Source organism: Porphyrobacter sp. HT-58-2 (genome assembly GCF_002952215.1).
Classification (GTDB): Bacteria; Pseudomonadota; Alphaproteobacteria; order Sphingomonadales; family Sphingomonadaceae; genus Erythrobacter.
The window spans coordinates 1,292,773-1,317,049 of the sequence record NZ_CP022600.1 but is presented as its reverse complement, the minus strand read 5'-3'; the positions used below and the strand labels follow the sequence as shown (position 1 = coordinate 1,317,049).

Annotated in this window: 25 protein-coding genes and 1 tRNA gene; 16 read left to right on the top strand and 10 right to left on the bottom strand. The window is 63.6% G+C overall.

The genetic code is table 11. From position 1 onward, the window contains the following. Positions 1-158 precede the first annotated feature (158 nt). Positions 159-854, bottom strand: coding sequence for a hypothetical protein (locus CHX26_RS06305; protein WP_146107671.1), 696 nt, complete (start codon positions 852-854; stop codon positions 159-161). A gap of 225 nt (positions 855-1,079) precedes the next feature. Here CHX26_RS06305 and CHX26_RS06300 point away from each other — a divergent pair, with 225 nt between their 5' ends. After that, positions 1,080-1,577: a hypothetical protein gene (locus CHX26_RS06300; RefSeq protein WP_104941638.1), complete on the top strand. Its 498-nt coding sequence runs from the start codon at positions 1,080-1,082 to the stop codon at positions 1,575-1,577. A gap of 475 nt (positions 1,578-2,052) precedes the next feature. Here the strand turns inward: CHX26_RS06300 and CHX26_RS06295 are convergent, their stop codons facing one another. From CHX26_RS06295 to CHX26_RS06255, 9 genes are all read right to left on the bottom strand, one after another. Beyond that, positions 2,053-2,598 (bottom strand): hypothetical protein, encoded by a 546-nt coding sequence (locus CHX26_RS06295; RefSeq protein WP_104941637.1) that lies wholly within the window; start codon positions 2,596-2,598, stop codon positions 2,053-2,055. A gap of 302 nt (positions 2,599-2,900) precedes the next feature. Then, positions 2,901-3,185 carry a hypothetical protein gene (locus CHX26_RS06290; RefSeq protein ID WP_104941636.1) on the bottom strand — a complete coding sequence of 95 codons (285 nt, stop codon included), beginning with the start codon at positions 3,183-3,185 and terminating at the stop codon, positions 2,901-2,903. A 149-nt stretch (positions 3,186-3,334) separates the two neighbouring features. Next, complete coding sequence (locus CHX26_RS06285) at positions 3,335-3,598, bottom strand: ribbon-helix-helix domain-containing protein (protein WP_104941635.1); 264 nt, start codon at positions 3,596-3,598, stop codon at positions 3,335-3,337. Continuing rightward, entirely contained in the window at positions 3,595-4,284 is a 690-nt protein-coding gene (gene parA, locus CHX26_RS06280; RefSeq protein ID WP_104941634.1) for a ParA family partition ATPase, read from the bottom strand. The genes CHX26_RS06285 and parA overlap by 4 nt, the downstream gene beginning before the upstream one ends. Positions 4,285-4,369: 85 nt before the next feature. Beyond that, the gene (gene mobF, locus CHX26_RS06275) at positions 4,370-7,360 is read right to left on the bottom strand and encodes a MobF family relaxase (RefSeq protein WP_104941633.1); all 2,991 of its coding nucleotides are present in this window, start codon (positions 7,358-7,360) and stop codon (positions 4,370-4,372) included. After that, positions 7,357-8,139: a hypothetical protein gene (locus CHX26_RS06270; RefSeq protein ID WP_104941632.1), complete on the bottom strand. Its 783-nt coding sequence runs from the start codon at positions 8,137-8,139 to the stop codon at positions 7,357-7,359. Before CHX26_RS06270 ends, mobF begins: the two co-directional genes overlap by 4 nt. Positions 8,140-8,466: 327 nt before the next feature. Beyond that, positions 8,467-9,099, bottom strand: coding sequence for a hypothetical protein (locus CHX26_RS06265; RefSeq protein WP_104941631.1), 633 nt, complete (start codon positions 9,097-9,099; stop codon positions 8,467-8,469). Further along, a complete protein-coding gene (locus tag CHX26_RS06260; protein WP_104941630.1) occupies positions 9,099-10,289 on the bottom strand; it encodes a helix-turn-helix domain-containing protein in 1,191 nt (396 codons plus the stop codon). Before CHX26_RS06260 ends, CHX26_RS06265 begins: the two co-directional genes overlap by 1 nt. Positions 10,290-10,526: 237 nt before the next feature. Beyond that, positions 10,527-10,603 (bottom strand) — tRNA-Arg (locus tag CHX26_RS06255). 156 nt (positions 10,604-10,759) lie between these two features. Here CHX26_RS06255 and CHX26_RS06250 point away from each other — a divergent pair. The 15 genes from CHX26_RS06250 to CHX26_RS06180 all read left to right on the top strand — a co-directional run bounded on the left by CHX26_RS06250 (position 10,760) and on the right by CHX26_RS06180 (position 23,953). Then, entirely contained in the window at positions 10,760-11,152 is a 393-nt protein-coding gene (locus CHX26_RS06250; protein WP_104941629.1) for a hypothetical protein, read from the top strand. 43 nt (positions 11,153-11,195) lie between these two features. Next, positions 11,196-11,690, top strand: a complete 495-nt coding sequence (locus tag CHX26_RS06245; protein ID WP_104941628.1) for an MmcB family DNA repair protein — start codon at positions 11,196-11,198, stop codon at positions 11,688-11,690. 57 nt (positions 11,691-11,747) lie between these two features. After that, positions 11,748-12,524, top strand: a complete 777-nt coding sequence (locus CHX26_RS06240) for a sterol desaturase family protein (protein WP_104941627.1) — start codon at positions 11,748-11,750, stop codon at positions 12,522-12,524. Beyond that, positions 12,524-12,961, top strand: coding sequence for a DUF2141 domain-containing protein (locus tag CHX26_RS06235; RefSeq protein WP_104941626.1), 438 nt, complete (start codon positions 12,524-12,526; stop codon positions 12,959-12,961). The genes CHX26_RS06240 and CHX26_RS06235 overlap by 1 nt, the downstream gene beginning before the upstream one ends. Before the next feature lie 133 nt (positions 12,962-13,094). Further along, entirely contained in the window at positions 13,095-14,777 is a 1,683-nt protein-coding gene (locus tag CHX26_RS06230; RefSeq protein WP_104941625.1) for a PAS domain-containing protein, read from the top strand. A 96-nt stretch (positions 14,778-14,873) separates the two neighbouring features. Beyond that, a complete protein-coding gene (locus CHX26_RS06225) occupies positions 14,874-16,241 on the top strand; it encodes a M48 family metalloprotease (protein ID WP_104941624.1) in 1,368 nt (455 codons plus the stop codon). Between the two features lie 36 nt (positions 16,242-16,277). After that, positions 16,278-16,988 (top strand): DsbA family protein, encoded by a 711-nt coding sequence (locus tag CHX26_RS06220; RefSeq protein WP_104941623.1) that lies wholly within the window; start codon positions 16,278-16,280, stop codon positions 16,986-16,988. Continuing rightward, positions 16,988-17,992 carry a hypothetical protein gene (locus CHX26_RS06215; RefSeq protein ID WP_233997333.1) on the top strand — a complete coding sequence of 335 codons (1,005 nt, stop codon included), beginning with the start codon at positions 16,988-16,990 and terminating at the stop codon, positions 17,990-17,992. Before CHX26_RS06220 ends, CHX26_RS06215 begins: the two co-directional genes overlap by 1 nt. Before the next feature lie 86 nt (positions 17,993-18,078). Continuing rightward, on the top strand, positions 18,079-19,293 hold the full coding sequence (locus tag CHX26_RS06210) for a sensor histidine kinase (protein WP_104941622.1): 1,215 nt from the start codon (positions 18,079-18,081) through the stop codon (positions 19,291-19,293). Further along, on the top strand, positions 19,290-20,096 hold the full coding sequence (locus CHX26_RS06205; protein ID WP_104941621.1) for a LytR/AlgR family response regulator transcription factor: 807 nt from the start codon (positions 19,290-19,292) through the stop codon (positions 20,094-20,096). The genes CHX26_RS06210 and CHX26_RS06205 overlap by 4 nt, the downstream gene beginning before the upstream one ends. 190 nt (positions 20,097-20,286) lie before the next feature. Continuing rightward, positions 20,287-21,162 (top strand): carboxylating nicotinate-nucleotide diphosphorylase, encoded by an 876-nt coding sequence (gene nadC / locus CHX26_RS06200; protein ID WP_104941620.1) that lies wholly within the window; start codon positions 20,287-20,289, stop codon positions 21,160-21,162. Continuing rightward, positions 21,159-21,575 carry a hypothetical protein gene (locus CHX26_RS06195; protein WP_104941619.1) on the top strand — a complete coding sequence of 139 codons (417 nt, stop codon included), beginning with the start codon at positions 21,159-21,161 and terminating at the stop codon, positions 21,573-21,575. Before nadC ends, CHX26_RS06195 begins: the two co-directional genes overlap by 4 nt. A 55-nt stretch (positions 21,576-21,630) precedes the next feature. Then, complete coding sequence (locus tag CHX26_RS06190; RefSeq protein ID WP_104941618.1) at positions 21,631-22,065, top strand: hypothetical protein; 435 nt, start codon at positions 21,631-21,633, stop codon at positions 22,063-22,065. Between the two features lie 53 nt (positions 22,066-22,118). Next, positions 22,119-22,793 carry a ribonuclease T2 family protein gene (locus tag CHX26_RS06185; protein WP_104941617.1) on the top strand — a complete coding sequence of 225 codons (675 nt, stop codon included), beginning with the start codon at positions 22,119-22,121 and terminating at the stop codon, positions 22,791-22,793. A gap of 137 nt (positions 22,794-22,930) precedes the next feature. Next, positions 22,931-23,953, top strand: a complete 1,023-nt coding sequence (locus CHX26_RS06180) for a formylglycine-generating enzyme family protein (protein ID WP_172449728.1) — start codon at positions 22,931-22,933, stop codon at positions 23,951-23,953. The last annotated feature ends 324 nt before the right edge of the window (positions 23,954-24,277 follow it).

Genomic DNA, 24,277 nt, shown 5'->3' with positions numbered 1-24,277 from the left:
AATTCTTCAATTCTGCAACCAACTTTTGCGACATCGATCCATGGGCAGGATCAGACGGCACCGACCTTGTCGCAATAGTTAGGATTTATGCGACAAACGCCCATCGATGCCGGGAGTTTGCCCGCAGACTGCGTGGCATGGGAACCCGAGTTCCCACCTCACATGGGAGGCAACGACCACTGCGCCGTCAGGAGATCCCAATCATCGAGCCGCCATTCGCAGGTATTCCCGCAGCGAGGGCATTGCTGGGTTTCTGCCGCAATCCGGGTGAGGCGCAGTCGCTTCGAGCGGCACAGGGCATGATCAGCGGGATCGATCCACCTGTCCCCATGTCCACATGTGCACGTGTGAACAATCGCGACACCTTCGCGGACAGCATCGTTGGCCTGCATGTTGGAGCGACGATAGTCGAGCCAGAGTTCCAGCTCGGCGGCAGTCATCAGCCGGGCGAAATCCGGGCTGTTATTCGCCAGCTCGAACCCGGCGCGCAGCATGTGCTGCCCCCAGCGCAGCTCTGCCATCAGGCTCTGGCTGCGGGTCTGCACCGTTTCGAGAATGGCGAGCCGCGGCAGCCTGCCGATCGCAAACAGCCAGGCAATATGACGATGCACGAGGGCCGGTTCAGCGGTGAGGTGCTGGGGCGAGCGCAAGTGGCAGGTGATGCGGGTTTCGATCTCACAGGTCTGCCCCACATAGAACGGGGTGCCATTGAAGGGTCCAGGCTCGAACGGTTCGTCGGGGCTGCCAGGGTCGAGCAGGGCGTAGACTGCATAGGGCGCGCCCTGCACTTCCTGCCGTGCCTGGCCGCGCAGGGCCTTGATGCGTCGTTCGATATCCATGGGGCTTACTGGCATGTCGATCTCCTTTGCTGGATCGACACCACCACTCCCCCTTCACCTTACTGCCAGACCTGTGCGCGTGTTGGCGGGGATGGCGGGAAGTATGGGCTGTGGCGCCCTCGCCCTCGGACAGCGTTGTTGTCGCAATTGCATTGCGCCCCGTCTCGGCCCCGTATTCTCACGGGCCGCATTGCCGATCATCCTGCCGGGGCATATCGTGACCATCCAAAGGAGATTGCCATGGAAAGCGCCCTCGACGTCGGCTGTTTCGACCTCGACATCATGCTACAGGACGCCGCGCTTGAGGACGGCAATCGACCGACCCGCCGGATGCTGGCCAATGCCTGCATCGGCGTGGAGGCGTTCGACGCCTACTATGCGGCGCGCGAGCTGCACGATGCCCTGACGGCGGTGCATGAGGGACTGGCCAAGGCGAAAGGTAGGCTCGCACAGATCCTGTCGACCCGCTGCGACGATTTCCAACGCTGCCTCTACTACATCGTCGCGGGCCGGGGTGTGGTGCAGATGCTCGAGGATCTCGACTGGCTGCTCACAACGTTGAAAGCCCGCACCGTGATCGCGAGCAATCTGCTGAGGAAAGGCCGGCAGCCGAAGTATGCAACGTCGCCCTACATCTCGTCGCAGCCGGATGGCCCAGTTCCATTGGCTTCTGCCGAGTTCGAGCTTGGCCCCTCATGGTACCTTGATCCCGCCCTCGGTGGCAGGATCACGGAATAGCCTGATTGTGGTTTATTTCGTCGCTGCGGCGCAGGTCACGCGCCTATCGTGTCGAGGTTAGCACGGTCGCTACTGAAAGCGACAATGGCGAGGTCTGGGACTTTTCTGCCCTCCCCAAAAGGCATGCTGAATGACTGGGTTCGCCAATACCGGCCAGTCAGCTTCGATCGAAGTTCTGCCAAAAGCCGAAATTCAGCAACCGACCCCAAATCAGTCATTCGCCACACCCCGTCCCGGGCTTGACCCGGGACCCAGCTTTTTCCGGCTCCGACGCGAGAAAGCAGCGGGGCTCCGGATCAAGTCCGGGGCGGGGTGAAATGGCCAAAATCCACCCAGACCCGGCCATCCGGGGGTCGCGGGCTGCGTCCTAAAACCGGCCATTGCCGCCAATGGGCTCGACCGGGCGCTCAGGTCGCGCTTATCGCCCCTCAGCTCTTGGCGCGTGGTTTTAGCAGAAACGGGTTCTGGCTAGGGCTCAACCTGCCTCTTCGCTACCAAGAGGAGAGTGCTGACCCAGCGCCTCGATCTGCTGGTCGCGCTGCTTGATGAGCCGTTCCCGCTTACGGCGGATGACATGGCCGAAGTTCAGGCGCGCCTGCTTGAACAGGTCGAACACCGTGCCGCAGGTGATCGGCGCCTTTCGCCACTCGGACAGGGCGAGCTCCGTCATCATGGTGTAGATGTAGGCGCGCTCGTCATCGTTCGCGACGGCAAGTGCGGCGCGCATCAACCAGACTGGCGCTGTGCGTTGCTCGATGTACGCGACCTGCCAGAGAAGGCCGAATATCAGCGGGATGGTCATGAGGAACCCGGCGTAACCCGCTCGGATCGGATCATCCTTGCCGAGGAATGTGGCGAGCGCGATGAAGCCCGCCAGAGACGCTGCGATCCAGAAAAGCGCTGCGACGATACCTGACCACCGCCAATGGCGCATGAGGTGGAATGCAACCCTTTGGGCGATGTTGGCGGCAGGACGCTCGATGAAACGAAAGCCGGCAGGGAGGCGCTTGTCGGTGGTCATGATGAGCCTTTCGAAAGATGGGAGTGTGACAGCTTCCCTCGAACCGCCAGTGTCGGCAGGTTCGAGGTCTTCGACGGCTCCCGTGCTGGCCTGGGCGCACTCACTCCTTCTCGCGAAGGCTCACGAAATCTTCGATACGGGCGCAAGGCACCGTGATGCGAAGATTATCAAACCGCCCGAAGGCACGACTGTCAGCCCAATGGGCCCCACCAAGCGCCAGTTACCAGCGGCGCTCCTCGCCATCATAGAACAAATCAGGATCATTGCAAGATTTTCGGGATTGCACAGCGCCCTCTTGATCATCAGTCGCGCCACGGGTCGAACCCGCTTGCACCGGTATTGGACCAATGATCGAAGCTGCTGCCGATCGAGCCCGCGTCATGATGATGGCCATGATCGATATGATGGTCGTCCCAGCGATGCAGATCGTGCCCGTAGGGATTGCCGCCAACATCGACGCCGCCGATGCCGGGCGTGGTCATGGGAAGGCCAGTGGCAGGATTGATCGAGATCCCCTCGTCCCGGGGAGGGTGCACGGGCTCGATCGGCCCCAGCAGGAAGTCGGTCAGCCAGTTCCAGAACCTCATCGCCTCATCCTTTCGCTCATCTGTTGGATCGGGCGCACCGCCCCCTGTTCACACGTTCACATGCTCACATCTTCACAGGGGCACAATCTCACATTCCCTCACCACCTCATAGCCTTACACCATTCCTCCCCTTCCGGCGAAGGGATCGACTAGCGCCCGATTGGGCTCTCGCCATACTTGCGCAGGACGTCGTCGAAGGCTTCGGCCATGAGGTCCTGAAGGCTGAGACCATGACGGCGGGCGCAGGTGTGCAGCGCCAGCGACAGCTCAGGCGCGAAGTAGCCAGAGATTGCCTTGCGACCGACGCGGCTCGGCGGGGTGGGGATCTGAGCGATGGGTTGTGCCGAGGCGGGCGCGGTAGCCTTTGCCTCATCCTTGGGCGTGCGATCGGCAAGGTTGGCGAAGCGGTTCATGCGGATTTCCTCTCGTGTGCGATGGTGGACATGTGAAGCTGTTCACACGTCCACATGTGAAGTTGTTCGATCTCGCTGGCTGCCTTGCCGCCGGGATCGAGCTCGAACACGGTCTGCCCGGCTGCGACCGCGTGGCGATAGGCAGCGCGGTCCGGCAGGATGATGGAGCAGGTCTCGCCGCCGAACCCTGCCACCAACTCGCGGGCATCGGCATAGATGTGCGGGGCGTGGGGCGGTCCTGCGGTGAACACCACGAAGGCGGGACGCGCCAGCAGCTCGACCAGACGGATTGTCGTGCGCATCGCGGCAAGGTCGAACGCGCTGGGGCGGCACGGGATCAGAACCAGATCAGCGCACTCGGCCGCTTTGCTGGCGGCAAGATCGGCATGGGGCGGGGTATCGATGACGATCAACTCGGCCCCCTGCTGGGCAGCCGCCGCGATCTTTGCCGGAATGCGCGGCGGGGCGCTGTCGATCACTTCGGGCGCAGCGCCCTGCCGCCACTCGCCCCATTGCGAGGCGCTGGCCTGCGGGTCGGTGTCGATCAGCAGGCTGACGCGCCCTGCACGAGCGGCCGCAGCGGCGAGATGGATCGCCAGCGTAGTCTTCCCGGCACCGCCCTTCTGGCTGATAATCGCGACTGTCCGCGCTGATGTATAGGTGTGGGGATGTGAATGCGTGGTCATGTGCGGCGGTCCTCATGTTCACATGTGGGCATGTGAAGTTGTGCGATAATGGGGTACAGGTTGTACTGTTCGGAGATGGTCATGCTCACCGCTCCATATCGATGTCGTATTCGTTCTCATGCTGCGTGCGACCGGGATTGCGCGCCTCTTCCTTCTTCGCCTCGACACTCTTGTAGTAATCGGCGATGATCATGGCTGCCATTTTGTCATCAACCTTGGCGGTAACCTCTTTGATGTAGTCCGGCAGCGCTGGCTTCTTGTCCGCAGCTCGCGCAGTCTCGGTCGCACTCGTCTTTTCGCCTGTCTGTGCCTCGACCTGTCGCTCGACGCGTGAAGGGTTGTCGGTCACCAGCGCCGCGTTCTCCGCGATCCGGGTTACCGCGACCAGGAACGAGGCTGAGGTGTTGAGCATCCGCTCGCGCTCCGACATCATGATGATGCCGTCTTTGGCGGTCATCCCCTGTGCAACGTGAACGTTGATGGCGTAGGCAAGATCGAGCCGCTCGAGCATCGGATCGCCGCGCACCAGATTATGGAGGTGGCCGTCGCCTGCCTTAACGGTGATCGTGTCTCCATCGATCCGCGCGACATGGGCGATATCGCCGTTGAGCAGGCCGCGCTGTCCATCCTTGGCGGTCCAGCGGATCCGGTCGCCCTCGTGCAGGTCGATTGGCTTGCGCTCGAAGATGGTAACCGCGTCGTGCTTCAAGTTGCGCGGCAGGCGGTCGGGATCGAAACGGCGGATCTCGCCGTCGGGCATGGCGAGTTCGACCTTGCCATCCCTGATGTCGAGCACCGTGCCGCGTTCGCCGCGGGCAAAGCCCTGCCTTGTCAGATTGGTCTCGAAGGCTACGACCCGCCCCTCGTGATAGCCCCGGAGCTGGCGAGCGCCCTCACGGGTGATGGTGACCCGGTCGAGGACGGCGAGCCTGATGCCCCGCTCTCCGATTTCGCCGCGTTCGATCAGCGCCTCCTGCGCGGCGGCATTGCCCGCGCTGCGCATCGCACGCCCGGCGGCGAGCAGAATGGTGTTGTCGCGCTCGTCCTTGGGGAGATTAGCCCACATGGCAGCGGCAGCATCGGGGATCTTGCCTGAAGCCACCTCGGTGGTGGCGGGCTTCAGAACAGCAAAGGCTTCGGCGACATCACCCTGCTGAAGCGCGCTATTGATCGCGACCATCTGCGGGGTCTGCGCGCGCAGGTTCTCGGTGATCTCGCTTTTACCCAGATCCTGCTGCTGCAATTGGGCGAATGGTTTTCCGGCTTCGATGGCGGGCAGCTGCTTGATGTCACCGGCGAGCACCAGCTTGCCCACGTCCATCTGGTTGGCGAGGGTGATCAGACGCGCGAGCCGGTCAGTGCCGATCTGGCTCGCCTCGTCCACCATCACTAGCGCGCCGGACAGCTCCGCCCGTGCCGCTGCCACCTTATCCGCGCTGGCACTACCATCGATCACACGGGCATACCGAGCCAGGAACCCATCGACGGTCGATGCCGTACTGGCCGTCTTCTCCCCGAACTCCCGCGCGATCCGCCCCACGTGAGACAGTGCCACCACCTGCCGCCCCTCCTCCCGCGCAATGGCTGCGACCGGAGCCAGCGCCGCCGACTTCCCCACACCCGCGCCGCCCTGAACCAGATGCACGCGGTCTTTCGAGGTGAGGATCGCGACGCCAGCCTGCTCCTGCCCGGTGTTCAGGCGGCGAAGCCCGATGGCCCGCGCCTGTTCCTGAAGCCGGGCGATGATGCTGTCCTTGTCCGCGATGGGCTGAACGCTGTCCTTTCCCGCCATTGCCAGCGCGATGACTTTCTCCTCCAGGGCCAGCGCCTGCGCGGTTGTAACCATCCGGTTTTTGTCTGCCGCGCCGCTACCGATCAGGAGACCTCGCTGATGCAACTGGTCGATCCGTGCCTCGACGCTGGCGACCGTAATCGGCCCCTGATGCTGGAGCGCGGTGCGGATAAGGTCGTTGCGGGAAAACGCTTCCTCCCGCTCGCCAAGCTCGCGCGCGGCAGAGGCGACCGCCTGCGCCGCGGCGAAGGCTTTGGGTTCAAGCCGCCCGAGCCGTTCCGGAACCAGCGGGTCCCTATCCTTGGGGGTCAGACCCATAGCGCTGGCGATCGCCATGCCGCGCGCGCCGATGCCGCGCACGCCTTCCATCACCCGCGACCAGACAGTCTGCTCACCTGCCGCGCGGGCCATGGCACTTTCGACCAGCGGCGAAGGGTCGAAGCCGATGGCGCGGGCCGTTTCGTTCCACGCCGCACCCTGCCGCGCGGCATCGGGCTCCGGTTCCTTGCCGCGCCGCGTCGACAGAGCCGCCAGCTCACGCTCGCGCGCACTCCCGCGGTCTTCTTTGGCGAGTGCGGCGAGGATCTCGGCACGGCGGGACGAAAAGGCATCGACAGCTTCCCGGCTCACGCCTTTGATCTCGAATGCGCCGTCGATATCGCGTTTGGCTGGAACAGTTTCATAGCCCAGCGCCTCGACCCGGTCGCGAAGATCGGCATTGTGAATGGCGCTGAGCAAACGCTGCGAGCGGTAGAGCTGGTCGTTGCGAACCGCGTGCCACTTGCCGTCGCTGGCCAGGGTCGCATTGGCGGTGACGGCATGAATGTGCAATTGCGGCTCGCCATTGCGATTCACATCATGGAGGAAGGTGGCAGCCAGCAAATTTTTGGTTTTCTCAGGGATCTGACGCCCCAGTTCCGCGTCCCACACACGCGCTTCGATGACGTTATTTTCGGCCCAGCTCAGCGTGGCTGCGACAGATTCTTTTAGCGCCTCGATCAGGCGTTTGTCGCCGCCCAACATCGCCAGCAAGGAAATCGATTTCGAGGCGGAGAAGGTCAGATCGACGCCCGGCCTGTGGACGCCGTCTTTCGCTGCGATCACCGAACCATCAGGCAGTTTACCGTCGAGCACATCGGAGAAGACCTGCTGGTCGACCTTTCCCGCCAGTCCGAGCGCTTCGGCTGCCCGGCCAAACCATGCGCTCGTATCGACCGCATGATCGGCGGTGTAATAGTTGGCGGTATAGTACTCCGCCGCCGGCGATGGTGCGAGCGTCATCATCTGCGGTTCTCCCGCGCAATGATCGCAAGCCCAAGGTCGCGTTCGCGCTCCGGCACGCGGCAATCCGCCGTCCCGTATTCGCGTTCGATGAGCCGGCACATCTGCGCATCGCTGTCGATCAATTTGGCCGCCTGCCACACCGACCAACCATCGAACCGGGTCGGCAAAATTGTTGCGATCAGCGCCCCGACGAAGATCGTCAGCACCGCGCAGGCTGACAGGAATTTGAGCGAAAGGGCGCGATCGTTGCTGAGGTAAAGGGCCGTGATTTTGCGCGGCTCGCCAGCGAGCCTGATCGACTCTGCCAGCTGCTTGGATATTCGCGTGAGGTGCGGTTCCAGGACCTCGACCAGCCTCGGCTCAAGCGCCTCGAAGCCAGCCAGAAGCTTCTCGACCTGCTGGTAGAAGGCCGAGTAGGCTTCCGAGTTGCGCTGCCGGATCTTATTGGCGATGCTTTCATGCGCCCGTTGGCTCGCTGCTTCCCCGCCATTCCAGTCTGCAACGAGCTTCGCGAAAAGCCGGGCATTTTCGTTCTGCGCCCGGCCGAGCTCGACCACGAGGTCACGCAGCTGGTGCACCAAGGCACTGACAGTCGCATCAAGCCGAGGCGCAGCCTCCTTCTGGAACAAGGCACGACCCGCGTCTGTGGCCTCGAGCAGTTCCTCCACCAGATCCCTGAGGAGGGCAGCGTTCGACAGACTCCGCTCGGCCGCGATGGTGCTGAACCGTGTGTAGATTGCAGCTGAAACGCTGGTGTTGAGCTGTTCAACCTTCGCCATCGCACCCTCCTGCAATGATGGGGGAACGAAGCCACGGTCTACAAGTCAACCTGTTGATATATGGCGCTTCTATAGACTGGCTATAGACCGATTGCGCTGCTGGAACAGCTTTGCCGGCGCGATTATGATCCTGTCTAGAACCTAGAACCGCAGAAATCCGCCAGTTTGGCAGAGCACCCAAACCGCTCGTGTGTAGCGTGGAGTGTGTATTTCTATATGCCGCCCGTCGACCCTTGAGGTGTTGCGTTTGGGCTTCGATTTTCGGTCCCGGCTTTCCGAACGAAGCCAAGCGACCTGAAAGTCGCAAAGCTGCTTGAAGCGGGCCATTCATCGCCCGTGTTCCAGCATCAGGGCGGGTCCGCCACAGCGATTGAAATCGATCCCGTCGAACGCGTCGTCGGGCAGCGTTGCCGTCTCTCCAAGCTCGCTCCAGAAACGCAGAAAATAGTTCCGGGAAAGCCGCAGGAAGGGCCGCGCGGTGAGGTCTGCAGATAGCAGTGGCAACGGGTCGGCTCCGGCCGCAAAATTGTCCGTCGACGACATGAAGATCGTTTGCTCGTAAGCTGCGAGGACGAAGTCGGCAAAAGCGATGCCATCCAACCGTGTCAGCAGATCCGCAAACTGCCGCGCGTCCGGCGCAATGCAGTGTTGCTCGATCAGCTGCTTCACGGGATCGTTCCAGCTGGTGAAATGCTCCAGCCAGACCTCAATCCAAATGCTATGATCGATGGGAGAAATCGGACCCGATAGGCGATGGCAAACCTGTTCCCCGGTGAGATCATCAAGCTCCCAAAACAGGGCGGGCAGGGCTGCAAAGACCGGCTCGTGGTCAACGGTTCGAAGCATGATCGCTGCAGCGTGCCGCCAGCTCAGTGGATCGTCTCGGTTGTTCTGATAGCTCGGCCACCAGCGATTGCCCTGCTGGAGCGTATCCCAGAGTGAATTGGAGGCCTCCGGCATTATACGCGCTCCTCTGGACCGAACCTTCTGAGAACCGCCTGACAGGCGCTGGCAAAGCTCTTCCCGCCGTCCTCGCAAGACGGTGCGGCTTCGAACGGACGGTCAGGCACGCTCCTCCCCGCAAAGCCCTTTGCAGCCTCGATCATGGGGCCGAGGCTTGAGGCGTTGCGCGCCAGCCCGGCCAGACACCTCCGACCTGATCGGGCGCGGTATCGATGCTCTGCCGGAAGCCGCGCGTTCCGGTCGATGACGAGCACCGACAGCGCCGCTCGCTCACGGCCCATCCTGTCGCAGGCTGCAGCCCAGGCGGGTTGGGAGATGCCATGCCAGCGGCACGCGATGGCCGAGGCGTCGACGATATCTGGCCAGCCCGGTGGCCGCACGGATGGCAGCAGAGCCCGATAATCCTCACTCGCCAGATTCGCCGCCGTGGCTGGAGTGATGGCGGCCGACCGATCCGCGTCGAGTTGCACGGCGGGCGCGCGGGTACAGTTTTTCGATGAGTCTTGGATAGGTATATTGGGTGCGAAGATTTCTTCCGTCCGGACGGAAGATTTCGTGTCACCAGACGGAAGATCCAGCTGCACCAGAAGAGCTTCTAGTGACGCCTTCAGGGTCTCCAGCCTCTCGATGGACTCGATGCGTGACACCCGGCCCCGTGGCAGAATGCGATCTGCTTGCTCGACAGCCTCCACCGCCTCGCTTGTCCTGATTTGGCGACCGAGCATGATCACCTCATGCCGCAGTGAAGCCACCGCACGCTCATGTAGCTCCATGGCCTCAAGCCGAGCCTTCCACCTGCCATAGCCATCGATGAGCGGTCGGAGGCTGATCCCCGCAAGGGTGACGATCACGCCATCACGCCGCTGACCGCTGCGGCGCGCATGGGGAACGTGGGTCCTCTCGATGAACCCGCCGCGCTCAAGCTCGGCTTCGGCGTTGTGCAGGACCCTCGTAGAGATGCGCAGAGTCTGAGCCGTGGTTTGTGGTTGCTCCCACACGCCGCAAATCTTGCCAGGCTCAAAGTCGGACGACCGGCAGCCGAGCAAGTAGTGCTTCAGGACGCGCACCGCGGTCGCCGACAGTCGCTCCTCGCGGCGAGACCCTGGTGCGATCTTCTCGATCAGATCAGTCAGGCTGAAGTGGGTGACGCCGGGTGGAAGCCCGTTGTGTGCCAAAGAGATGCTCATGAAGCACCTCCCGCAAGGATTGCCCTTGCGCCCGATTCGCTGGTCGCGTAAATGGGAGAAATAGCCGTGACGCTATCGATATGACCGCTGTGAAGGGTGCCAGCCCTTCCGGCGGTTTTTCGTTTGCGCCATCGGTCTGGAGGGTCGGAAATCCGCGTTATGTGCACATACTGTGCACCGAGCCGACTTTCCCGAGTCGGACTGAATATCCAACTCTCTGAACTTGCTTGAAGAATCTGGCGCACCCGACAGGATTCGAACCTGTGACCTCTGCCTTCGGAGGGCAGCGCTCTATCCAGCTGAGCTACGGGTGCATGGCCAATTGTGCATGCGATTGTCGCGCGCGGGGCGGCGCTTAGCAAGAGGTTCAAGCCGGCGCCAGACAATTGTTCCACGCCATTCATGGTGCCGCGTGGCCGACAGGGACAGGCTTAACCAATCGGCAAGGACGCCCGCCTAGGCTCCGGGGCATGGCCACGCTCCCGCCCGAAACGATTCCCCCTGCCAACGCGCCCCGCCAGGCGGTCGATGGCGATGGTTCTGGCGACACGCTGGCCGATGCGCTGGTGGCGCTGCACGGGCAGGCAGCCGCACTGGCAATGCTCGCCCGGATTGCGTCCGAGCCGGGTGAGATCAGCGGCGAACTCGGCGCGGTAATCGCCCGCGCCTCGCCATGGCAGCGCAAGCTTGTGGCTCAGAACGTCGCTGATTGCGCCGCGATGCTCGATACCGGGCTGGCCGCACTCGGCACTCTGGCACGTCGGGGACAGGACACGGCACCGCCCGCGCTGGTGCTGTGGCGCGAGTTTCATGCGGCCCGCGCGGCAATGATCGCGGTGCTGGAAGGCGGAAACCCGGCCTGACCGAAAGCTTGACTGCGTTCCACTTTCGTTCCAACGCTGAATCATGTCTGGCGGCTTCATTCTTCCTACTGATTCGGCCCTCGCCCCGGCTCTTGGCGCCGCTGATGTCGCACGCGGCATAGGGCGGCTGTTCGCCCGCAACGACGTCTGGTGCCTTGCCGAAGTGCCGCTGAAGAACGGCCGCCGCGCCGACTTGATGGGGATCGATGCCAAGGGGTTGGTGGTCATCGTCGAAATCAAGGTCACCCGCGCCGATCTGATGAGCGATGCCAAGTGGCCCGATTACCTCGATTTCTGCGACCGGTTCTACTGGGGCGTGCCACCGGGCTTCGATCGTGTACCGCTCGAGAGTGAGGCCTATCGGCCGGAGACCTGCGGAGTGATCGTGGCTGATGGCTATGATGCGGAAATCCTGCGTCCGGCCGCGCTTGATCCGCTCGCCCCGGCGCGGCGCAAGACGCAGGTGGAAGGATTAGCCCGGATGGCGATGCGGCGGCACATGGCGCTGATCGATCCACTTTGCACAGCGATCGACTGACCCAAGGCCCAGTTATCCCTGTCGCGTGGGCGGAAATTGCGGCATAGCGAGCCCGTAATGCTCCCCGCCGAAACCCCCGTTCCGCTTGCGCTGCTGATTGTCAGTCTTGTCGTTACCGTCATTGTCGCGCTGCGGTACGTGCTGACCAGCGGATTGTTCGCCTGGCTCACGGAAAAGATGCGGCCCGGACTTTATGCTGGCAAGCGCGCGCAGATCAGGCGCGAGATGCGCTGGTCGCTGCTTTCGGCGGGCATTTACGGCGCACCCGCCGGGATCGTGCTGTGGGGCTGGAACCATCATGGCTGGACTGAGATGACCGCCGACTGGGCCGCGCTGCCGCTGTGGTATCACCCTTTGAGCGTGCTGATCTATCTCGCCGTGCAGGACACCTGTTTCTACTGGAGCCACCGCTGGATGCACCGGCCCAGGTGGTTCCGGCTTGCCCATGCCGTCCACCATGACAGCCGCCCGCCGACTGCGTGGACGGCAATGAGCTTTCATCCGATTGAGGCGATCACCGGGGCAGTGGTGGTTCCGGTGCTGGTGTTCTTCGTACCGATCCACCTCGCCATGCTCGGGGTGGTGCTGACCATCGCCACAGTGATGGGTGTCACCAATCACATGGGCTGGGAGCTGTTCCCGCGCTGGCTTGTTCATTCGCCGTTGGGACAGTGGCTGATAACCGCCAGCCATCACGAGCGCCATCACGAGGAATACAGATGCAATTTCGGGCTTTATTTCCGGGTATGGGATCGATTGTGCGGCACCGACAGGGGCCTGTCGCGGCGGATCGTGGCCGAAGCAGGACATGCGCAAGAGGCCGTGGCCTCGTGATGGTACGGCGAACTACGCTGGCGCTGGGTCTTGCGGCAGCTTTGCCGACGGCACCGGCAATGGCGGGGGAGGTCGTCATCACGGTCACCGATCTCAGGTCGAGCAAGGGCGTAGTGCGCGCGTGCATGACCACGCGCGCGGACATCTTTCCCAAATGCATCAAGGATCCCGGCGCACATCGCACCGTGGTTCCTGCGGCCGACACGATCGAAATCCGCTTCACCGGGGTCAAGCCGGGGGACTATGCCATCGCCTTGCTGCATGACGAGAACGACAACGGCAAGGCCGATCGCGCGATGGGGATGATGCCCAAGGAAGGTTATGGCTTTTCGCGCGATGCGCCGGTCAAGATGGCCCCGCCCAAGTTCAGGGACGCGGTGTTCAAGCAGGGCGAAGGCACCAGTCGCATGACCATCAAGATGCGCTACTTCCTGTAGCGTGCCGATTGGGCAGACGAGCAGGCAAACCTGACTGCCTCCACCCCAACAATCCCGTTCCCGTTTAACGTGATGTTTACCACAAGCCGCCAGAACGTCTCGAAACACGTTCACCAAGGGGCGGATTACAGCCATGGACACTCTGCGCGGCACCTTCGATCCCGATGCGACGGCGGATCGGGGCTGGGAGGCATCCGAAGAGGAAAGCACCGAGCTGGCCGCCCCGCGCGAGCTGCCACCGCACGCCATTGGCCAAGACGAACGCCGCATGCAGGTGCGCGCCTATAATCACTGGGCGGGCCTTTTGGGCGAACGGATGTTCCCCGACATTGCCGATCTCGATCCGGCCAGCCTGACCGATTTCGGCCCCCATTCGGTGCTGCTCGATTTCAGCGAGGGGATCGAAAACCCCGGTGTGCGCTTTCTTGGCGAGAAACTGGCCCATGAGTGCGGATCGACCGGGCCGATCGCCCGCCTGTCCGACGTGCCGCCGCGCTCGCTGCTCAGCCGCATCACCGATCACTACATGCAGATCCTCGCCAATCAGGCGCCGATCGGGTTCGAGGCCGAATTCGTCAATCACGCAGGCGTATCGATCCTCTACCGCGGGATCCTGCTGCCCTATTCGAGCGATGATGACACCATCGATTTCATCTATGGCGTGATCAACTGGAAGGAAATGGCCGACCAGCTGACCGCCGACGAGCTGCTGCTCGAAATTGACCAGGCGCTCGAACTCGGCAGCGATCTGGAGCTTGACGAGGAGCCTGCGCTCCGCCCGGCCGAGCCAGTGACCGATTGGGCGGATTCGCCCGCGCGCGAAACCGCGCCGCAGGAAGCGGCTCCCGATTTCAACGATTTCGCTGAAGATTTTGCCGACGATCAGTTCGGCGATTCAGATCTGCCCGATTTCAGCCAGTACGCTCTGCCTGATGACGACGAGGAATATGACGAGGACGAAGGCGAGGCCGAAAGCGCCAGCTACAGCTTCGCCTCGCTCGCCGATTACATCGAGGCCCCCACCAAGAAGGCAATCGATCTGGCGGGCTTCGATGCCGCCATGTTCGACGAGGAAACCGCGGAAGAACCCGCTCAGGTTCCGGCTCCGGTTTTGGCATCCGCTCCGGCTGACGAACCGGAGACCGTCTTCGCGCCGGAGCCACTGGACGACCAGGATGATTTCGCACCGGCCTTCGATGATCTGCCCGATGATGCCGGGCTTTATGACTGCCTTGCTTCGGCCCGCGAACTGGCGCGCAATGCCGACAACAGCGAAGACCGCAGCCGCTCGGCGCTCTATGCTGCCGTCAGCCGCGCCTACGATTTCTCGCTCGCCGCGCAGGAAGCGCCGGAAGACTATGCCGAACTGATCGCCGAAAGTGGCCTGACGGTGCAGGAACGCGCGCCGATGACCCCGGTGGTCAAGCTCGTGTTCGGGCATGATTACGACAAGACCCGGCTGACTGAATATGCTGCCGTGCTGAGCCACGCGCATCGCCTCAACCTCGGGCGCGGGAGCCTTGCCGGTTTCCTCGAAGAGACCGAGGGCGGTGTGAAGGCCGTGGTCAAGGCCGAACGCCGCCTGCGCCGCGAGGAACAGGGCAAGCCGATCGAAGATCCCGATGCCGTGCGCGAGGCGCTGGCCCAGCAGCTGCGTGCGCTGGAGGCGATCTCGCTGGAGGCGCTCGACGGCGCAGGGCCAGAATTTGCGCTGGTGCTGATCCGCCGCGATGAGGTCGGCTGTGCGGAAATCCTCGCCGAAATGCCCGAAGACATCGCCCAGATTGAACGCGCCGCCCGCAAGATCGTTGGGTAAAACCAAGCCCCTTCCCCGTCCCGGCCGGACAGGGAGGCACAGTTTCTCATCCCGCTTCAGTTTGCGTTAAGGCGCAAGTCCGGTAGGGTTGTCGCGATGCGCGGTCGCCCGAACCTTCTCGCCCGCCTGCTCGCGGTGTTCACCTGCGCGGCGCTGGTCGTCCAGCCGGTCGCGGCGCAATCGATCCTGCGCGATGCCGAAACCGAACAATTGCTGCTCGACCTCGCCGCCCCCTTGATCGAGGCGAGCGAACTTGAACCCGGCAATGTCGAACTGGTGCTGATCAACGACAGCTCGATCAACGCCTTCGTCGCAGGCGGGCAGGCGATCTATGTTCATTCGGGCCTGATCAACGAAGCCGGGACCGCCAACGAGGTGCAGGGCGTGCTCGCCCACGAACTCGGCCACATCACCGCCGGTCACGTGGTGCGTTTCAACGAACGAACCAAGGCGGCCAACGGCATCTCGATCCTGTCGCTGCTGATCGGTGTCGGGGCAGTGCTGGCAGGCGCGGGCGATGCCGGGATGGCAGCGCTGATGGCGGGCCAGCAGGCTGCGATGAGCAGCTTCCTCAGCTTCAACCGCGATCAGGAAGCAGCCACGGATCTGGCCGGCGCACGCTATCTTTCCGGCGCCGGGATCACCGGCAAGGGCATGATCAAGTTCTTCGAACGGCTGCGCGGAAACGAAATCCGGCGCGGTTTCAGTCAGGCGGATGAAGCGGCCTATGCGCGCACCCACCCGCTATCGGGCGACCGTATCCAGATCCTGCGCGGGCTGCTCGAAGCTGATCCGGCGTGGGACACAGAGCCCGATCCCGAACTGCAGGAGCGGTTCCTGCGAGTACGGGCCAAGCTCTATGGCTACCTCGCCGAACCGCGCCGGGTGCTGACCTTTTTCCCGCAGAGCGACACCAGCATCCCGGCGCGCTACGCCCGCGCATATGCCTATCACAAGGATGCGCGGGTCGATCTGGCGCTGGCCGAAGCCGATGCGCTGATCGCGCTGGAGCCGGACAACCCGTGGTTCCTTGAACTCAAGGGGCAGGTGCTGCTCGAATCCGGGCGTCCGCACGATGCGCTGGTGCCGCTGCGCCGCGCGACCGAACTCACCCGCGCCCACCCGCTGATCGCCGGGATGCTGGGTCATGCATTGATCGCGACCGAGAATGAACGCAACTATGCCGAAGCCGAGCAGGTGCTGCGCGCCGCAGTGCAGCGTGATCGCTACAATCCCTTTGCGTGGTATCAGCTCGGCGTGGTCTACGCTGCGCGCGGCGATATCCCGCGCGCCCGCCTTGCCAGTGCCGAACAGCAGGTGATGAACCGCCGCTATCCCGAAGCCCTGCAGAATGCTCAGGCCGCCGAAGCAAGCCTGCCCTATGGCTCGGCAGACTGGATTCGCGCACAAGATGTCGCGCTTGAAGCACGCGCCGAACTGGAACGGGTGCGCAACCGGCGCTAGGCTGGCGCGGTTTGATCTCCAGCTGACGGGAAACCCATGTCCACATCGCCCGAAAATGCCCCATCGACCCTGCGTCATTCGCTGCTGACCGCGCTTACCGCGCTGGTGTTCGGCTTTCTCGGTGCGGCGATCTGGTCTTACTCCGGCCTTGCCGACAACCGCACCCGCAGCTTCCTGATGGGCAATCCCGATCTTCTGCCGCAAATGGCCGAGGCCTACGAAGCGCAGGAATCGGCCAAGCGGCTCGCGGATCTGGGCGATGCCGTGCTCGACCCCTTCCCCGGCGTGGTGCTTGGCAATCCCCAGGGCAAGCGGGTGCTGGTGGAGTTCACCGATTACAACTGCCCCTATTGCGAATCGAGCCTCAAGGACGTGAACCGGCTTGTCGCCGAAGACCCTGATCTGAAGGTGGTGATCCGCGAATGGCCGATTTTCGAAGGCAGCGACACGGCCTCGCGCATGGCGCTGGCGGCGGGGTTGCAGGGGAAGTACACCGAATTCCACAACGCCATGTTCAAGACCGGCGATGTCGCCGCTGCAGCGAGGGCGGCTGGGCTCGACATGGAACGCGCGGCGCGCGATGCGGCCTCTGATGCCGTGTCGGCAGAGATCGCCCGCAATCTCGATTTCGCCCGGTCTCTCGGCTTTTCAGGAACGCCGGCATGGATCGCGGGAGGCACGCCGATTGGCGGCGCGGTGGGCTATGAACGACTGAAGGCCGCGCTGGCGGAGGATACGGCCGGGTGATGCGTGCCTTGGTGCTGGCGGGGCTTCTGCCGGGGCTTCTGGCTGCCGGTCAGGCCGAGCCGCCCGCGCAGTCAATCGACTATACTGCCGAACGCGCGGCGATTGCCCGCTATCAGGACGCCGATCAGCGGTTGCAGGATGTGGGCTGGACGCTCGCTGCCGCCAATGCCGCCTTCTGCCCCGAGGTGGTGGCATCCATCGGACTGCAATTGCAGGACATGGCAAGTTACGGCGCGCCCAATGTCGCCCGCGCCGCACTGGGCCTGACACGGGATTTCGCGGTGCAGACCGCCGCGCGGGGATCGCCTGCTGCGGCCACAGGCAACTTCACGCGCAACCGCGAGATCGTGCGGCTCGAACGTTTCGATCCCAATGGCTGGCCCGCCGGCACGGCAATGGACTGGCAGCGGCTGGTTTGGGCGCACGACCATGTCGAAGCAATGCTGACCGAGCATGGCGGCATAGCGATCGGCTTTGCCGACGGGGGGGAGGCCCGCGTCCAGCCGGTCGAGGTCTGTGCGACCCGCTTTGAACTGATGGGCGAAGGCCGAAGGGCTGTCGCAGATGGCAGCCGCGTGGTGATCGGGATCGAATTTCCCGCCTTCGCCTATCCCGAAGAAGAGATTTTCGCCGCACTGGTCGCACATGAACTGGCCCACAATGTGCTGGGCCATGATGCCTGGCTCGACCGCGTCGGACGCAAGCCGAAGAATGTGCGCCGGATCGAACGCGAGGCGGATCGGCTGGTGCCATGGCTGCTCGCGAATGCCGGTTATGATCCGGCAGCAGGGCCGGCCTTCATGAAGCGTTGGGGGGCGGAGCATGATTCGGGTGTCCGCCTGCGCCGGCGCTATGATGGATGGGACGAACGCGCGAAACGCATGGCCGCCGAGGTGCCGCTGGTAAAGGCTCTGATGAAGGCCGAAGGCCGCGCCGACTGGGCCACACACTTCCGCCGCGAGATCAATCCCGAAGCCGGACTTGCACAGGCGGCAAAGCGATGAAGCCTGCGCCAAACCGTGGCCGCGCAGCGGCGACGCACCCGATTTGCGGTGCGGTTTGCGACGAAATGCGTTAGACCCTGCCACCTATGTCAGTGCTCCAGATCCAGGCTGCGCCGTTTTTCGCGAGCAAGAACCGGGCGTTCTGGAACCTCCAGCTGGCTGGCTGGGGCGCGGCCTTCCTGCTGCGCGCTGTGATCGCTTTCGCCAATGGCCAGCCTTTCGCGCTGCTGGCGCTGATCCTGATTTCGACCATCACGGGCTTTTCGATCACGCTGCTGCTGTCGGTGATTTACCGCGTGCTGATCCAGCAGCGTCCGTTGATCACCTGGGGCGTGACTGCGCTGGTGCTGGCAGGCGCAGTGATCCTCAACACCTCGATCGATGCATGGGTGCAGGGGATCTATTACGGCGCCAGCCGGGAGACGACCTTCGCGCAGCGCGTCATCAGCCTGTCTTTCATTCCGCTCGCCCTGCTGGTGGGGTGGAGCGCCTTGTATTACGCAATCAATTTCTTTCTGACCGTGGAAGAGCAGGCTGACCGTCTGGAACGGCTCGAAGCGCAGGCGACGGCGGCGCAGCTCGCCATGCTGCGCTACCAGCTCAACCCGCACTTCCTGTTCAACACGCTCAATTCGATCTCGACGCTGGTACTGCTCAAGCAGACCGAGCCTGCCAATGCGATGCTCACCCGCCTTTCCGGCTTTCTGCGCCACACGCTGATCGCCGAGCCGGGCAGCCAGGTCAGTCTGGCGCAGGAGATCGAGACCTTGCAGCTCTATCTCGACATTGAACGGATGCGCTTTGAAGAGCGGCTGCGCACCCATTTCGAAATCGAGGATGCCGCGCTGGAGGCGCAACTGCCCGCGATGCTGCTGCAACCGCTGGTCGAAAACGCGATCAAGTATGCCGTCAGCCCGCAAGAGGAAGGCGCACGCATCGCGCTTACCGCGCGGGTGATCGGCGATCGGTTGCGGATCACGGTCGAGGATACCGGGCCAGGTCTGGACGACGGGCCGCGCTTTCCCGCCGATCCCCGCGATCCTCCGGTGCCGGGGCGCCCGGTCTCGACCGGTGTCGGCCTCGCCAATATCCGCAATCGTCTGGCGCAGGCCTATGGCGGCAATCACCTGTTCGAAACCCGTTCGGAAGCTGGGGGCGGCTTCACCGTGCTGATCGAAATTCCCTTCACTCGGGGAGACTCGGTCGAGCCTGAACCTGCGGCAGCACCGCCTGCCGCACAGCAGGCAGGCAAAGTCGTTCCCGTCAATCCCCCCCCACGAACCATCGGAACTCCCGCATGACCATCAGAACCATCCTTGTCGACGACGAGAAGCTCGCCATTCAGGGCCTGCAACTGCGGCTCCAGCCGTTCGAGGATGTCGAGATCATCGACACCTGCGCCAACGGCCGTGAGGCGATCCGCAAGATCAAGACCGAAAAGCCCGATCTGGTCTTTCTTGACATCCAGATGCCCGGCTTTGACGGCTTCAGCGTCGTCAAGGGCGTGATGGAGATCGAACCGCCGCTGTTCGTCTTCGTCACGGCTTACGAAGAACACGCGATCCGTGCCTTTGAGGCCAATGCCGTCAATTACCTGATGAAGCCGGTCGACGAACAGAAGCTCGCCGATACCATCGAACGCGTGCGCCAGCGCCTTGCCGAGAAGAAATCGGCCGAGGATGCCGGGCAATTGCTCGATGTCCTCGCCGAAATCGCCCCCGAACGTGCCGCCGATTTCGTCGAGACGACCGCGCCCGCCAGCGAAAGCGCCGACCGGTTCGAAAAGCTCATCAACGTCAAGGACCGCGGCCAGATCTTCCGCGTCGAGGTCGACACGATCGAGCATATCGAGGCGGCAGGCGACTACATGATCATCTCCACCGGCGACAATTCGCTGGTGCTGCGCGAGACGATGAAGGACCTCGAGCGCCGCTTGGATCCGAGGAAGTTCCAGCGCGTCCACCGCTCGACCATCGTCAACCTCGACCTTGTGCGACAGGTAAAGCCCCACACCAACGGCGAATGCTTCCTGGTGCTGGAAAGCGGGGCCGAGGTGAAGGTGAGCCGCAGTTACAGGGATGTGGTGGCGCGGTTCGTGCACTGATGTTTGCGGGGGCGCCGCCGCGCGCCCGTCCTCGCTAGACGCGCGGCAAAGCCGCGCCCGCTGCGGGCGCACGGTCGTGCTTGCGGAGCCTGCGGCTCCGAAGTTCCCATCCCCGTTCGTGTCGAGCGAAGTCGAGACACCGTCGCGCTGCCTCTCGACTTCGCTCGAGGCGAACGGCTAGGGTGCTGCAATGACTGCCTTCACCCTCCCCGGCTTCGACCTCGCCACATTCATCCGCGCCACGCTCGCCGAGGACTTGGGCGAAGACCTCCCCGGCGGCGGGCGGGATGTGACAAGCGAGAGCGTGATCCCCACCGGGGCGCGCTTTTCCGGCGTCATGGACAGCCGCGATGCGATCGTCGTTGCCGGCCTGCCGCTGGCTGAGGCGTTCTTCCGCCATCTCGATCCCGATTGCACCATCGAGGCCCTCGTGCATGACGGCGACAAGGTGGCAGCCGGCACCGATCTGATGCGCATCGCAGGCAAGGCCCGCGCGCTGCTGACCGCCGAACGCTCTGCGCTCAATATCGTCCAGCACCTGTCCGGCATTGCCACGCTGACGCAGGAATACGTCACCGCGATGCGGGGGCCGGGAGGCAATCCGGCCTGCACCCTGCTTGATACCCGCAAGACCATTCCCGGGCTCAGGTTCCTCGAAAAATACGCCACCCGGCAGGGCGGCGCGCAGAACCACCGGATGGGGCTGTGGGATGCGGCAATGATCAAGGACAACCATGTCGCGGTCGCTGGCAGCGTCGGGGAAGCGGTGCGCCGGGCGCGCGCGGCGGGGGTGGAGAAAATCATCTGCGAGGTCGACCGGCTCGACCAGATCGAGCCGGCGCTTGAGGCAGGGGCAAGCCATCTGCTGCTCGACAACATGGACCCTGCCACGCTGGCCGAGGCGGTGGAAATAGTCGCAGGCCGCGTCCCGACCGAGGCGAGCGGCGGCGTGAACCTCCAGACCATTGCCGCCAAGGCCGCGAGCGGGGTGGACTACATCTCGGTCGGAAGGCTGACGCAAAGCGCCCCTGCCGCTGATATCGGCCTCGACTTCACCCCGCTATGAAGATCATCACGGGGCCGCGCCCGCTGACGATCCGCGTGTTTGCTGCTGCCTTTTTCGCTGCGGCGCTGCTGCGGCTGGTGCGCGGCCTGACCGATCTGCCGCTGGCCGAGCTGGTCTATGCGTTGCACGTGCCGTGGTTCGCGTGGGACCGTGACTGGACCATCGTTGCGTTGTCGGCCGAGTTCACCATCGCGCTGATCCCGCTGGTGTGGATCTACCTTTTTGCAGCGCCCTTCGCGCGGTGGCTGGTGCTGGGCTTTGGCACCCTGCGGCTTGCCTTTCTCGATCCTGCCGCGCTCACCGGCGCGCTGCTGGTAGCCGTCGCAATGGCCAGCCTGCTCACGCCGCAAGCTGCCCGCTGGTTCACACGCGAGCCCGGCGCCGAGGAAGATGGCCCTGCCATTTTCGAATAGACTTGGGTTTCCGGTGTGTTAGCTTGCGCGCCATCGCAGCTAAAAGGGGATCTTCATGCGACCGGCTTCCATCATTCGATTTGACCAGCTGTTTCTTGGCTCGATTGCGCTGGGCATCGGCAATACGATTCTGAATTACAACTCCACCATGGCTGAGCTTGAAGCCGATCCGGCAGTGGCTGAACTCGGCATGGCAACCCCCGGGTTCCTGATCGGTGCCAGCGCCTTCGGCTTCGCCATTTCGCTGCTGCTGTGGTATTTCATCTCGCGCCGGGCCAGCACCGTCGCAAAGTGGATCATGGTGGTTCTGACCGTCATCGGCCTTGTCGGCATCCCGCTCGCTCTGGTCGGAGCGCCGCTGATGCAGTCGATCATCACGCTCGTTATCACCGGGATGCAGATTGCATCGCTGTGGTTCCTGTTCCGTCCTGACGCCAAGGCCTGGTTCGAACACGGGCCGCGCGGCATGGATCCCTCGACATTCGACTAAGCCCTACGATCACACGGTACACAGCCAAAGCGGCGTGGGCGGGGGTGCTGGCGATGCTGGCGTCCCTGCCCTCTCCCGTTGTGGCGCAGGCCTACCAATGCCGCGCCCCGCAGGTCGCGCGCGTTCCGGCGATCACGCCTGATGGCCCACGCCGCGAATTGCCGGTGACAGGCTACACCATGGCGCTCAGTTGGTCGCCCGAGTTCTGCAAGCCCCGCGCTGATGAGCGCGCCCATGCTTTCCAGTGTTCAGGACAGCAGGGCAGCTTCGGGCTTGTCGTTCACGGGCTCTGGCCGGAAAGCGGGCAAGGCTGGCCGCAATGGTGCAACACCAGCGCCGCGCTGACCCCCGCCGAGGTGCGCGCCAGCCTGTGCATGATGCCCTCCGAGCGGCTGGTGGCGCGCCAATGGGCCAAGCACGGCAGCTGCATGGCCCGGCGCCCCGCCACCTATCTCAAGGTCACGCGCATCCTCTGGGAAGGGCTGCGCATCCCCGATTACGACCGCATCAGCCGTGAGGACAACCTCACCGCAGGCCGCATCCGCGCGGCCTTTGCCGATGCCAATCCGGGCTGGCGCGAGGAGGCGATCGGGGTGAAGCTCAATGCCCGCGGCTGGCTGGAGGAGGTGCGGCTGTGCTATTCCAAGACCTTCCGCCCCGCCCGCTGCACTCCGTCGCGCTGGGGCGCAAAGGATAATGCGCCCGCAAGGATCTGGCGCGGGCTTTAGAGCACTACTCCCGGCGGTCTCGTCCGATCCCCAGCAGCTCGAACAGATGTACGGCGAAGGCTCGCGTTCCGCTCTCCCGAAATCGCGCAGAGATGGCTAAAGGGACAATGTCGGACAAGTGGGAAAGCGGCCGAACAATGAAGGTCACGCAGTCTGTGGTTTGTGCAGCCCTGGCGGCAGCGACCTTCCTGTCGGTTGCCGCCTGCAAGGATCAATCTTCGACTGATGGTGACAGGGGATCGCCCCCTTCTCGTGCTGACTGCAAGCTGCTCAGCGACACGCCCGTGCGGATCGAAGGTGGAACCTTCGCCATGGGACAGAACGCGATCTACGCCGAAGAAGGCCCGGTCCGCCAAACCACCGTTTCGAGCTTCTGGATGGATCCGCACGAGGTTACCAACGCACAGTTTGCACGCTTCGTTTCGGACACGGGCTATCAGACAGTTGCCGAAAAGCCGGTCGATCCGAACGCTTTCGGTGTTCCGAAGGAGCAGATACCTGCCCACCTGCTGGAATCCGGCTCTGCGGTTTTTGTGCGGCCCGACAAACCGAGCCGCAACTATTCCGATTGGTGGGCCTATGTGCCGGGCGCAAACTGGAAAAAACCCTATGGCCCGGCCGGGCCGGACGCCCAGCCGCGCGAGCCTGTGGTTCATCTCGCATGGGACGACATGGTTGCCTATGCGCGCTGGCGCGGCGGACGGCTTCCGACCGAGGCCGAGTGGGAATATGCCGCAAGTGCCGGTGCGGCCAAGTACACCGAGCAGCCCGGTGGTACCGAAGCGAACAGCTGGCAAGGCGTGTTTCCCGTGGTCAATGAAGCCTCCGACGGCTTCAAGGGGGTGGCGCCGGTTGGCTGCTATCGGCCCAATGCCTTCGGCCTTTACGACATGGTCGGCAATGTCTGGGAAATGACTGCCGACATATACAGCCCGGGCCATGATCCCGCCCAGACGCGCGATCCGCGCGGGCCGAGCCAGAACAGCGCCCATGACGGAACGGGGCCGGGCAAGCTCAACCGCGTGGTCAAGGGCGGATCATATCTATGTGCCCCCAATTACTGCCAGCGGTACCGGCCCGAATCGCGCCAGGCCCGAGACCCCGGGCTTGGCGCGTCCAACGTCGGTTTCCGTCTGGCCTATGACACGGAGCAACCGTGATACTGGGCATTCTCGATCGCCAATGTGGCAAAAAGCCCTGAGGGCGAAATGACCTGCGCCCTGTATTTGGCCGCACGCGGGCGCCGCTTGGCGAGGTGTGGCTTGATCGACCGAGCACCACCCTGCCGGTGCTGATAAAGTGGCTGTGCATGTCTGAGTGACTGTCGGTCCAGGTTCATCCCGGTAATGCGCGGAATTCGGCGAACGGGCAGCTGATAAGGGTACTGCCACCCGGACATTGGTGAACGAGCAGCCATGCGACGGTGCAGCACAGCACCGCGCGGACGTGACGTCGGCTGCATCCGGATCGCAGCCGGACTTCGT

What these genes read in the sequence shown, in the direction of transcription:
- CHX26_RS06270 (WP_104941632.1), bottom strand. Translation starts at nt 8,139, where the DNA reads ATGGCGAAGGTTGAACAGCTCAACACCAGCGTTTCAGCTGCAATCTAC.
- CHX26_RS06210 (WP_104941622.1), top strand. Translation starts at nt 18,079, where the DNA reads ATGTCAGTGCTCCAGATCCAGGCTGCGCCGTTTTTCGCGAGCAAGAAC.
- CHX26_RS06225 (WP_104941624.1), top strand. Translation starts at nt 14,874, where the DNA reads ATGCGCGGTCGCCCGAACCTTCTCGCCCGCCTGCTCGCGGTGTTCACC.
- CHX26_RS06290 (WP_104941636.1), bottom strand. Translation starts at nt 3,185, where the DNA reads ATGAGGTTCTGGAACTGGCTGACCGACTTCCTGCTGGGGCCGATCGAG.
- CHX26_RS06190 (WP_104941618.1), top strand. Translation starts at nt 21,631, where the DNA reads ATGCGACCGGCTTCCATCATTCGATTTGACCAGCTGTTTCTTGGCTCG.
- parA (WP_104941634.1), bottom strand. Translation starts at nt 4,284, where the DNA reads ATGACCACGCATTCACATCCCCACACCTATACATCAGCGCGGACAGTC.
- CHX26_RS06265 (WP_104941631.1), bottom strand. Translation starts at nt 9,099, where the DNA reads ATGCCGGAGGCCTCCAATTCACTCTGGGATACGCTCCAGCAGGGCAAT.
- CHX26_RS06285 (WP_104941635.1), bottom strand. Translation starts at nt 3,598, where the DNA reads ATGAACCGCTTCGCCAACCTTGCCGATCGCACGCCCAAGGATGAGGCA.
- CHX26_RS06205 (WP_104941621.1), top strand. Translation starts at nt 19,290, where the DNA reads ATGACCATCAGAACCATCCTTGTCGACGACGAGAAGCTCGCCATTCAG.
- CHX26_RS06250 (WP_104941629.1), top strand. Translation starts at nt 10,760, where the DNA reads ATGGCCACGCTCCCGCCCGAAACGATTCCCCCTGCCAACGCGCCCCGC.
- CHX26_RS06230 (WP_104941625.1), top strand. Translation starts at nt 13,095, where the DNA reads ATGGACACTCTGCGCGGCACCTTCGATCCCGATGCGACGGCGGATCGG.
- CHX26_RS06300 (WP_104941638.1), top strand. Translation starts at nt 1,080, where the DNA reads ATGGAAAGCGCCCTCGACGTCGGCTGTTTCGACCTCGACATCATGCTA.
- CHX26_RS06185 (WP_104941617.1), top strand. Translation starts at nt 22,119, where the DNA reads ATGCTGGCGTCCCTGCCCTCTCCCGTTGTGGCGCAGGCCTACCAATGC.
- CHX26_RS06215 (WP_233997333.1), top strand. Translation starts at nt 16,988, where the DNA reads ATGCGTGCCTTGGTGCTGGCGGGGCTTCTGCCGGGGCTTCTGGCTGCC.
- CHX26_RS06260 (WP_104941630.1), bottom strand. Translation starts at nt 10,289, where the DNA reads ATGAGCATCTCTTTGGCACACAACGGGCTTCCACCCGGCGTCACCCAC.
- CHX26_RS06235 (WP_104941626.1), top strand. Translation starts at nt 12,524, where the DNA reads ATGGTACGGCGAACTACGCTGGCGCTGGGTCTTGCGGCAGCTTTGCCG.
- CHX26_RS06220 (WP_104941623.1), top strand. Translation starts at nt 16,278, where the DNA reads ATGTCCACATCGCCCGAAAATGCCCCATCGACCCTGCGTCATTCGCTG.
- CHX26_RS06195 (WP_104941619.1), top strand. Translation starts at nt 21,159, where the DNA reads ATGAAGATCATCACGGGGCCGCGCCCGCTGACGATCCGCGTGTTTGCT.
- CHX26_RS06240 (WP_104941627.1), top strand. Translation starts at nt 11,748, where the DNA reads ATGCTCCCCGCCGAAACCCCCGTTCCGCTTGCGCTGCTGATTGTCAGT.
- CHX26_RS06180 (WP_172449728.1), top strand. Translation starts at nt 22,931, where the DNA reads ATGAAGGTCACGCAGTCTGTGGTTTGTGCAGCCCTGGCGGCAGCGACC.
- CHX26_RS06295 (WP_104941637.1), bottom strand. Translation starts at nt 2,598, where the DNA reads ATGACCACCGACAAGCGCCTCCCTGCCGGCTTTCGTTTCATCGAGCGT.
- mobF (WP_104941633.1), bottom strand. Translation starts at nt 7,360, where the DNA reads ATGATGACGCTCGCACCATCGCCGGCGGCGGAGTACTATACCGCCAAC.
- CHX26_RS06305 (WP_146107671.1), bottom strand. Translation starts at nt 854, where the DNA reads ATGCCAGTAAGCCCCATGGATATCGAACGACGCATCAAGGCCCTGCGC.
- nadC (WP_104941620.1), top strand. Translation starts at nt 20,287, where the DNA reads ATGACTGCCTTCACCCTCCCCGGCTTCGACCTCGCCACATTCATCCGC.
- CHX26_RS06245 (WP_104941628.1), top strand. Translation starts at nt 11,196, where the DNA reads ATGTCTGGCGGCTTCATTCTTCCTACTGATTCGGCCCTCGCCCCGGCT.